General features: G+C 64.6%; 7 protein-coding genes. 2 read left to right on the top strand and 5 right to left on the bottom strand.

The genetic code is table 11. The annotated features are described in order from the left end of the window. Positions 1-253 precede the first annotated feature (253 nt). From BZL41_RS00555 to BZL41_RS00545, 3 genes are all read right to left on the bottom strand, one after another. Complete coding sequence (locus BZL41_RS00555) at positions 254-1,654, bottom strand: sodium-dependent transporter (RefSeq protein WP_095597494.1); 1,401 nt, start codon at positions 1,652-1,654, stop codon at positions 254-256. Positions 1,655-1,730: 76 nt separating this feature from the next. Beyond that, positions 1,731-2,789: a Glu/Leu/Phe/Val dehydrogenase dimerization domain-containing protein gene (locus BZL41_RS00550; protein WP_095597493.1), complete on the bottom strand. Its 1,059-nt coding sequence runs from the start codon at positions 2,787-2,789 to the stop codon at positions 1,731-1,733. A 123-nt stretch (positions 2,790-2,912) separates the two neighbouring features. Next, the gene (locus BZL41_RS00545) at positions 2,913-6,380 is read right to left on the bottom strand and encodes an indolepyruvate ferredoxin oxidoreductase family protein (RefSeq protein ID WP_095597492.1); all 3,468 of its coding nucleotides are present in this window, start codon (positions 6,378-6,380) and stop codon (positions 2,913-2,915) included. Between the two features lie 202 nt (positions 6,381-6,582). On the opposite strand from BZL41_RS00545, the gene BZL41_RS00540 reads away from it, so the two are divergent. Next, the gene (locus BZL41_RS00540) at positions 6,583-7,050 is read left to right on the top strand and encodes an Lrp/AsnC family transcriptional regulator (RefSeq protein ID WP_095597491.1); all 468 of its coding nucleotides are present in this window, start codon (positions 6,583-6,585) and stop codon (positions 7,048-7,050) included. 167 nt (positions 7,051-7,217) lie between these two features. Here BZL41_RS00540 and phnP read toward each other — a convergent pair whose 3' ends face one another. Further along, positions 7,218-7,967, bottom strand: a complete 750-nt coding sequence (gene phnP, locus BZL41_RS00535; RefSeq protein ID WP_095597490.1) for a phosphonate metabolism protein PhnP — start codon at positions 7,965-7,967, stop codon at positions 7,218-7,220. Further along, a complete protein-coding gene (gene phnN, locus BZL41_RS00530; protein WP_095597489.1) occupies positions 7,958-8,512 on the bottom strand; it encodes a phosphonate metabolism protein/1,5-bisphosphokinase (PRPP-forming) PhnN in 555 nt (184 codons plus the stop codon). The genes phnP and phnN overlap by 10 nt, the downstream gene beginning before the upstream one ends. A 555-nt stretch (positions 8,513-9,067) precedes the next feature. Here phnN and BZL41_RS00525 point away from each other — a divergent pair. Next, positions 9,068-9,400, top strand: coding sequence for an Arc family DNA-binding protein (locus BZL41_RS00525; RefSeq protein ID WP_084334488.1), 333 nt, complete (start codon positions 9,068-9,070; stop codon positions 9,398-9,400). Positions 9,401-9,531: the final 131 nt, after the last annotated feature.

The following is a 9,531-nucleotide window of genomic DNA, read 5'->3' as shown; positions in this document are numbered from 1 at the left end:
GCTATGGAAACGAGCTCAACCCATTGATTTGCATGAAGGAATCGCTCGGCTTCTATCCCTTGCAACAGCTAACGCAGACATAGCCAATGAATTCGCCCCTGCCCGAAGCCGCTGGCGCCTTCTTCGTAGGAGCCAGCTCTGCTGGCGAATTATGGCTTCGTTCGCGCGCAGAGTCCGCTTCACGATGTAGGGGCAAATTCATTCGCCCGGCAAGGCGACGCCGCGCAAATGCTCCGCCAGCGCCGCCCTTTCTTCAGATCACCCCGATGAGGTTGAGGAAGACCAGCACGATGCCCAGCGGGGTAACGAAGCGGATCAGCCACCACCAGGCCTGGAACAGCATCGGATGGCCGATGTTCAGCGCTTCGCTGACCCGTTTACGCTTGAGCACCCAGCCGGTGAAGAACACCGTGGCCAGGCCGCCGAGGGGCATCAGCAGGTTGGTGGTGAGGTAGTCCAGGCAATCGAAGAAGGTCTTGCCGAACAGAGTGCCTTCGGCCCAGAGGTTGAACGAGAACACGCTGCCCAGGCTGAGCAACCAGAGTGCCGCACCGCTCAGCAGCACCGCCTTGAGGCGGCTGACACGGAAGCGTTCGGTCAGCCAGGCGATGGTGGGTTCGCTGAGGGAGATTGCCGAGGTCAGCGCGGCGATCAGCAGCATCACGAAGAAGAACACACCGACCACCTGCCCCAGCGGCATCTGGCCGAAGGCAATGGGCAGGGTGACGAAGATCAGCCCCGGTCCAGCACCCGGCTCCAGGCCATTGGCGAACACCAGCGGGAAGATCGCCAGGCCGGCCAGCAGCGCCACGGCGGTATCCGCCAGGGCCACCAGCAGCGAGGTGCGGGCAATCGAGGTGCCGGCCGGCAGGTAGGAGCCGTAGGCCATCATCGCGCCGCAACCCAGGCTGAGGGTGAAGAAGGCATGGCCCAGAGCAACCAGGATGGCTTCACCCGTCAGCTTGGAGAAGTCCGCGGCGAAGAGAAAGGTCGCCGCCTGGCCGAACGCGCCGCGCGTCGCGGCGTAGCCCACCAGGATCAGCAGCAGCACGAACAGCCCCGGCATCAGATAGCGCACCGCCCGTTCCAGCCCCTGCTGCACGCCGAAGCCGACGATCAGCAGGGTCGCCAGCAGTACCAGGCTGGCGCAGACGGCCAGCTTCAGCGGGTCGGCCAGCAAGGCGCCGAACAGCGCGCCGCTGCTCTCGCCGTTCAAGCCGACGAAGCCTCCACTGGCAGCGGCCGGTACGTAGGCCAGCGCCCAGCCGGCCACCACCACGTAGAAGCTGAGAATAAGGAAACCAGTGAAGCCGCCGACCCAGCCGGCCAGGCGCCAGCGCGGGCTGGCCCCGGATTGCTCCGCCAGCACAGCGACCGCGTCGGCGGGGTTCTTGCGGCCGGCGCGGCCGATCATCACTTCGGCCATCAGCAGCGGAATGCCGATGGCGAGGATGCAGCCCAGGTAGACCAGGACGAACGCCCCGCCACCATGGACGCCGGTGATGTAGGGAAACTTCCAGATATTACCCAGGCCGACCGCCGAACCGGTGGCGGCGAGGAAAAATGCCCAGCGGCTCGTCCACAACCCTCGGGAAGCGCCGCTGGAAGCGGCCTGGCCGGCGTAGGCTCCGGCGGCGATGCTGTCTTGACTCACGGATTGACCCTCTTGTTGTTGTAGTGGGGTATCGCTGCGAGCCGCGCCCGGATACTGCCGGGCGCGGCGTAAGGGATCAGCGGCCGGCGCGCAGGCGCTCGTGGGCGAGGCGGTCGGCCACTGCGCTGGTGGTGGCGCCTTCGGCGTCGGCACGCTCGAAGATTTGCCGCAGGGTGTCGCCGATGCCTTCGATGTGCGCCTTGAGCTGTGCCGGGGTACCGCCGGTGCGCTCGTAGCAGACGTCGATGATGCCGCCGGCGTTGATGGCGTAGTCCGGCGCGTAGAGGCAGCCGCGACGGCGCAGTTCCTCGGCCAGCTCGGCGTCGGCCAATTGGTTGTTGGCCGCCCCGGCGATCACCGGCGCGCGCAGGGCTTCGAGGGTCTGCGGGTTGATGATGCCGCCCAGGGCGCAGGGAGCGAAGACGTCCACGTCGAGGCCGTAGATGTCGTTCGGGCCGACCACGGTGGCCCCCAATTGCTCGGAGGCGCGACGCAGGTTGCCCTCGAAGACGTCGCAGACCCACAGCTCGGCGCCCGCTTCCTTGAGCTGGCGGGCGAGGTCGAAGCCGACTTGGCCGACGCCCTGGACCGCCACCTTGAGCCCGCGCAGGTCATCGCGGCCGAGACGGTGCTTGACCGCCGCCTTCAGGCCGATGAACACGCCGTAAGCGGTGGACGGCGACGGGTCGCCGTCACGGGTGCCGCCATCGAAGGCTTCGCGCAGGCCGGCGCCGGCCACGTGGCGGGTGCGCTGGGCCATGATCTGCATTTCCGCGACGCCGGTGCCGGAATCCGCGGCGGTGATGTAGCGCCCGCCGAGGCTGTCGACGAAATCGCCCATGGCCTGGAACAGCGCTTCGCTCTTGCCGCTGCGCGGGTCGCCGATGATCACCGCCTTGCCTCCACCCAGCGGCAGGTTGGCCAGCGCCGACTTGTAGGTCATGCCGCGCGACAGGCGCAACACATCGCGCAAGGCCGCCTCATCGGTGGCGTAGGGCCACATGCGGCAACCGCCCAGGGCCGGGCCGAGGGTGGTGTCGTGGATGGCGATGATGGCTTTCAGGCCGGTGGTTTTGTCATGGCCGAAGACGACATGCTCGTGGCGGTCGAATTCGACGTGAGAGAACACGGACATCGGGGTTTCCTCTGTGTGGTTCCGGTTGGGTCGGGGTAAACGGACGTAGCCCGGATAAGCCAGCGCAATCCGGGAGGGTCTACTCCGGATTGTGCTGGCTGACGGGCTGGATCGAGTGAAGTATCAGGCCGCAGGCTCGAACAACTGCACCACCTTCAACTCATTCACCTGCAGGCGAGCCTGGAGCTGCCGCTCCTGCTCACGCACCTTGGCCACGGCGCGTTCCTTGACGTGACCGTAGCCGCGGATCTGCTCCGGCAGTTCGGCGATGGCCACGACCGTGCGGTAGTTGCGCGGGTTCAGGTGAGCCAGCAGGTCGGCGATGCTGCGCTCGTACTCCGCGATCAGCTCGCGCTCCAGACGACGCTCGGCGCTGTAGCCGAAGACATCCAGCGCGGTGCCGCGCAGCGATTTGAAACGCGCCAGCAGCGCGAACGCCTTGAGCATCCAGGGGCCGAAGGTGCGCTTGCGAGGCTCGCCGGTGAGCGGGTCGCGCTTGGCCAGCCAGGATGGTGCCAAGTGGAATTCCAGGCGATAGTCGCCCTGGAACTGCGCTTGCAATTGCTTGAGGAAAGCGCCGTCGCTGTACAGCCGCGCCACTTCGTACTCGTCCTTGTAGGCGAGCAGCTTGAAGTAGTAGCGGGCCACCGCTGCGGTCAGCGACCGCGAGGCGTCCGGGTCGATCTCGTTGACCCGCTCCACCAGGGCGCGATAACGCTCGGCGTAGGCGGCGTCCTGGTAGCGGGTGAGGTAGTCGACGCGGAAGCGGATCATCTCGTCGAGGGTCTCGCAGATCGGCTCGTCCAGCTCTTCCGGCTTGGCGAGTTTCTCCACCGCCGCCAGGTCGTGGGCGGCGCGACGGCCCCAGAGGAAGGCCTGCTGGTTGAGCTGCACGGCCACGCCGTTCAATTCGATGGCCTTGTTCAGCGCCTCGGCGGAGATCGGTACCAGGCCCTTCTGATAGGCGTAGCCGAGCATGAACAGGTTGGTGGCGATGCTATCGCCGAGCAGGCGGGTGGCCAGGCGGGTGGCATCGACGAAGTGGGTCTTCTCGGCACCCACCGCGTCGATCAGCGCCTCGCGCATGGCGGCGCCGGGCACCTGGGCGTCCGGGTTGCGGGTGAACTCGGCAGTGGCGGCTTCGTGACTGTTGATCACGGCGTGGGCGATCTGGTCGTTGAGCTTGGCCAGCGCCTCTTCGCTGGCGGCCACCACCAGGTCGCAGCCGAGCAGCAGGTCGGTCTCGCCGGCGGCGATGCGCACGGCGTAGATGTCATCCTGTTTGGCCGCGATGCGGATGTGGGTGACCACCGGGCCGAACTTCTGTGCCAGGCCGGCCTGGTCGAGCACGCTGCAGCCCTTGCCTTCGATGTGCGCGGCCATGCCGAGCAGCGCGCCTACGGTGGTCACGCCGCTACCGCCGACGCCCGGCAGGAGGATGTTCCAGGGACGTTCCAGGGTGGGCTGGGTCGGTTCCGGCAGGGCAATGAACAACGCATTCAAACCCACCGCCTCCGGCTGGCGCAGGCTGCCGCCGTGTACGGTGACGAAGCTCGGGCAGAAGCCTTCGATGCAGCTGAAGTCCTTGTTGCAGGCGTTCTGGTCGATCTGCCGCTTGCGGCCGAGTTCGGTCTCCAGCGGCAGCACCGACAGGCAGTTGGATTTCACGCTGCAATCGCCGCAACCCTCGCACACCGCCGGGTTGATGAAAGCGCGTTTCTGCGGGTCGGCCAATTTGCCGCGCTTGCGCCGGCGACGTTTCTCGGTGGCGCAGGTCTGGTCGTAGATGATCACCGAAACGCCCTTGAACTCGCGCAGCTCACGCTGCACGGCGTCCAACTCGCGGCGGTGGTGGAAGGTGACAATGGGCGCGAAGGTGGCGCGGGTCGGGTATTTGCCCGGCTCGTCGGTGACCAGGGCGATACGCCGCACACCCTCGGCGTAGATCTGCTGGCTGAGCTGGTCGACACGCAGCTCGCCGTCGATGGGCTGGCCGCCGGTCATGGCCACGGCGTCGTTATAGAGCAGCTTGTAGGTGATGTTGACCCCGGCCGCCACAGCGGCACGGATGGCCAGTTGGCCGGAGTGGAAGTAGGTGCCGTCGCCGAGGTTCTGGAAGATGTGCGGGGTGTCGGTGAACGGTGCCTGGCCGATCCAGGTGGCGCCCTCGCCGCCCATCTGGGTGAAGGTGTCGGTATTGCGGTCCATCCACTGGGTCATGTAGTGGCAGCCGATACCGCCTTGGGCACGGCTGCCTTCCGGCACCTTGGTGGAGGTGTTGTGCGGGCAGCCGGAGCAGAAGTGCGGGGTGCGCACGGTGTTGTAGCTGCGCTCCGCCAGGGCCTTTTCCTTGGCGGCGAGGAAGGCCAGGCGCGCCTGGATGGTATCGCTGGTGTAGATCGGTGCGAGGCGCTTGGCGATGACCCGGGCGATCATCGCCGGGGTCAGTTCGCTGAGGTTGGGCAACAGCGAGTTGCCATTTTCGTCGAATTCGCCGACCACCCGCGGGCGCTTGCCCACCGGCCAGTTATAGAGCTGACCGGTGAGCTGGTCTTCGATGATGCTGCGCTTTTCCTCGACCACCAGGATCTCGTCCAGTCCCTCGGCGAACTCGTGCACGGAAACCGGCTCCAGCGGCCAGCTCATACCGACCTTGAGCACGCGCAGGCCGACGCGGGCGCAGAGCTCGTCGTCCAGGCCGAGGTCGACCAGTGCCTGGCGTACATCGAGGTAGGACTTGCCGGTGGTGATGATGCCCAGGCGCGGGTTCGGCGAATCGAGCATCACCTGGTTCAGGTTGTTAGCCCGGGCGAAGGCACGGGCGGCGTAGATCTTATAGGTATTGAGGCGTTTTTCCTGGGCCAGCGGCGGGTCCGGCCAGCGGATGTGCACACCATCTTCGGGCAGTTGGAAGTCCTCGGGAATCTTCACCTCGACGCGCAACGGATCGACGTCCACCACGGCGGAGGAGTCTACGTTCTCGGCGATGGTCTTGAGCGCCACCCAGCAGCCGCTGTAGCGCGACAGCTCCCAGCCGATGATGCCGTAGTCGAGGATTTCCTGGACGTTGGCCGGGTTCAGTACCGGGATCGACGCGGCGATGAAGGCGTGCTCGCTCTGGTGGGCGATGCTGGAGGATTTGCAGCCGTGGTCGTCGCCGGCCAGCAACAGCACGCCGCCATGCGGGGAGACGCCGGCCGAGTTGCCGTGCTTGAACACGTCGCCGCAGCGGTCCACGCCCGGCCCCTTGCCATACCACATGGCGAATACGCCGTCGTAGCGGGCGCCGGGGAACAGGCTGGTCTGCTGGCTGCCCCACACGGCGGTGGCGGCCAGCTCTTCATTGACGCCAGGCTGGAAGTGGATGTGGTTGTCCTGGAGGAAGGACTTGGCCTCCCAGAGGCTCTTGTCGAGATTGCCCAGCGGCGAACCCCGGTAGCCGGAGATGAAACAGGCGGTATTCAGGCCGTGGGCCTTGTCACGCTGCTTCTGCAGCATCGGCAGGCGGGTCAGCGCCTGGGTGCCGGTGAGATAGAGGTGACCGGTTTCGAGGCGGTACTTGTCATCCAGGCGGATCTCGGCCAGAGACATCGGGCGCTCCTTTTATTTTTATGGCGACCTTGGATGGCAAACGGTGGGTTGCCATCATGATTCGACCTGCCCCGGGATCGCCGGAGCGGACGGCTGGCTAAAACTATGACTGGGCGGTACCGATTTTTTCTTTCTAAATCGAGGCCAAAAAGCCAAAATTGCGCATGAGCTTTCCAACAAAAACAAAAAACCGGGAACATTCATGCAGGAAAAATTAAGCAGCCTCGACCGCAAGATTCTCCGCCTGCTGCAGCACGACGCCGACCTCTCGGCAGCGGAAATCGCCGAGAAGGTGGAACTGTCGCAATCGCCCTGCTGGCGGCGCATCCATCGCATGCAGGAGGACGGGCTGATCGAGCGCAAGGTCGCCCTGCTCAATCCGCAGCGTCTCGGCCTGAGCATGACGGTGTTCGTCAACGTCAAGCTCTCGGCCCATGGCCGCAACAACCTGGACGAGTTCGAACAGGCCATCGTCGGCTACCCGGAAGTACTGGAGTGCTACACCATGGCTGGCAGCTCGGACTATCTATTAAAGGTGGTGGCCAAGGACATCGTCGCCTACGAACGCTTCCTCCGCGATCACCTGCTCCAGCGCCCGCACGTGCAGGAGGCGCATTCCAACATCGCCATGAGCGAGGTGAAGCGCACCACGGAATTGCCGTTGGATTGACGTCTTGTTGGGCGAATGAATTCGCCCTTACAAATTCCGCGCGCCGCCGGACCTGACACATTGCTTGTAGGAGCCAGCTCTGCTGGCGAAGCGCTTCGCAGATGAATCCGCTCCCACAAATCCGTGTCTATCCCGTAGGGGTGAATTCATTCGCCCGCACGCGGACCTCAAAGCACCCGCCCATCCTGCGCCAGGCTGACATTCGCCGGCAGCGCATCGGGATGGTCCAGCAGCCAGGCGTCGAGGCTGTGGCCGATATGGGTCAGGACACCCTCCCCTGGCTGCACCCTGGCGATTACCTCCAGGGCGCGGGTCAGGTCATTGTGATTGCGCGGCGCCTGGGGTTGCGGCGGCATGGAGCAGTCCAGCACCAGGACATCCGGCGGGTCCCGGCGTAGCAGCTCCAGGCTATCGTCGGGCAGGCCGATGGTATCGGTAAGGTAGGCGATGCGCCGGCCGCCCCCTTCCAGCAGGTAGCCGAAGGTCGGCCTGGAATGAACCAGCGGCACGGCCGTCACCGTCAACTCTCCCAGTTCGCGCCGCTCGAAGGCCGCGAACGGCTGGGAGAAGTCGAGGATGCCGGGATGCTTGTAGAGGTCGGCAAAACCGTCCGGGTCCACCGGGCCGTGCACCGGAATCTGCAATCCCTGGCCCCAGCGCAGAGGCAGCAACCCCTGGGCATGATCGGCGTGGTAGTGAGTCTGCAGGATGCCGCTCAGGCTGTGCGGCGGAAAGCGTTCGGTGAGGTCGGGAAGCCCGCCATCGATCAACCAGCGCTGGATGCCACATTCGACCAGGGCACAGCACGGTCCACGGCGCCGCTGCGAATAGACCCTGGCCGTATCGCAGGCCACGCAGGCGCAGTTGTACACCGGTACCTGGCGGGCATCGCCGGTGCCCAGCAGGGTCAGGCGCATACCCGTGCCTCACCGAGCAGGACGAGGAGCGATGCGAGGGTGATGGCCAGTTCGCCGGAGTTGTCCAGCAGGACCACATCATCCTCCAGGCCGGCGGCGAAGGTGGCGTTGCGTGCCAGGCGCGCTTCGATTTCCGCCGAGGATTCCCGCCCTCGCGCCAGCAGGCGCTGACGCAAGACAGCCGAATCGACGCAGAGCATCACCGCCAGCAGGTCGGGATAGCGAGCCCGGGCCTGCGGCAAGTAGGCCCGCGAGCCATTGACCAGCACGTCATGACCGGCCCCCAGCCAGTCGTCGATCTGCCGGGGAATGCCATAGGCCAAGCCATTGGCGCGCCAGCTCATGGCGAAGGCACCCTGCTCTTCCAGCCGTTCGAACATCTCCAGCGTCACCGACCGCGCCTCTTCGCCGACCGCTTCGGCCGAGCGGGTGATCACCCGCCGGACAATCCGGCCGCCGCGTGCTTCCAGCAGCGGGCGCGCAGCCTGCAACAGGCTGTCCTTGCCCGCCCCGGACGGGCCCATCAGGTAAATCAGTCGACTCATGTGCGTTCCGGCTCTCGATCGACCAGGGAATATCGCGGCTGGCCCTCTTATATATAGAGAAAGCGTTCGACGATACCGCGCCGAATGATAGCGCGCCCTCGCCGATGGCAGCGCTTCCCGCGACGGCTGGCGCATGTGACAAGTACGTACAGGCATTGCGCCACTGGTAGCTGGCAATATGCCGTTTGTCGGGTAAAGCGATAAAGAAAATTTCCGGGAGCGAGGTGGCCAGAGGCATTGAAAAGCAGGGGAAAGCCACGACCGGAAAGTAAGTGGGCTGCGAAGCGCAGCACATCGGCGCCATAATTCCGAGCAAATCAGGCGGTTTTTGCTGACCGACTCTCATTTCCTGATAATTGGTGCTGGCAAAAAGCCTTTACATGAACCACACTATGACACGTAATTGACGTCAAGGAACCGTTTGGCTGACCCACGGTCATAACCACGCCAATAGTGATGTCCGGTGAACGACTTGCTGCAAGGATGGTCAAACCGGTGACTGTCCAATAGCTGATCGCCAGCATTCACTTCATTGAACTAACCGGTCCTGAAAATATGCGCCCTATGAAACAGGCTATTTATTCCAGCCGCACGGCTGACAAGTTTGTCGTCCGCTTGCCCGACGGGATGCGTGAGCGCATCGCCGATGTGGCGCGTAACCACCACCGCAGCATGAACTCCGAGATCATCGCTCGCCTCGAACAAAGCCTGATTCAGGAAGGTTCGTTGGGCGATGACCTGAACATGCGCCTGGACAGCCCGGAGCTGTCCTTGCATGAACGCGAGCTTCTGCAACGCTTCCGTCAGCTTTCGCGTCGACAGCAGAATGCGCTGGTCGCGCTGATCGCCCATGACATGGAAATGGCCGCTGAAGAGGCGACGGCCTGATCGAGCCGTAACAGCGAGAAAGCCGGCATTGCGCCTAATGCTGTTCACTTAAGCATTTGAGCCCCGGCGGGGCTTCCCCGAAAATCCGATGCCAGGTCTCTGGCATCGGATTTTTTATGTCTCTCCAACAG

Source organism: Pseudomonas sp. PIC25 (assembly GCF_002286785.1).
Taxonomy (GTDB): domain Bacteria; phylum Pseudomonadota; class Gammaproteobacteria; order Pseudomonadales; family Pseudomonadaceae; genus Pseudomonas_M.
Note: the sequence above shows the minus strand (reverse complement) of the source record. Positions and strands in the feature narration are given on the sequence as shown.

What these genes read in the sequence shown, in the direction of transcription:
- BZL41_RS00550 (WP_095597493.1), bottom strand. Translation starts at nt 2,789, where the DNA reads ATGTCCGTGTTCTCTCACGTCGAATTCGACCGCCACGAGCATGTCGTC.
- BZL41_RS00545 (WP_095597492.1), bottom strand. Translation starts at nt 6,380, where the DNA reads ATGTCTCTGGCCGAGATCCGCCTGGATGACAAGTACCGCCTCGAAACC.
- BZL41_RS00540 (WP_095597491.1), top strand. Translation starts at nt 6,583, where the DNA reads ATGCAGGAAAAATTAAGCAGCCTCGACCGCAAGATTCTCCGCCTGCTG.
- phnP (WP_095597490.1), bottom strand. Translation starts at nt 7,967, where the DNA reads ATGCGCCTGACCCTGCTGGGCACCGGCGATGCCCGCCAGGTACCGGTG.
- phnN (WP_095597489.1), bottom strand. Translation starts at nt 8,512, where the DNA reads ATGAGTCGACTGATTTACCTGATGGGCCCGTCCGGGGCGGGCAAGGAC.
- BZL41_RS00525 (WP_084334488.1), top strand. Translation starts at nt 9,068, where the DNA reads ATGCGCCCTATGAAACAGGCTATTTATTCCAGCCGCACGGCTGACAAG.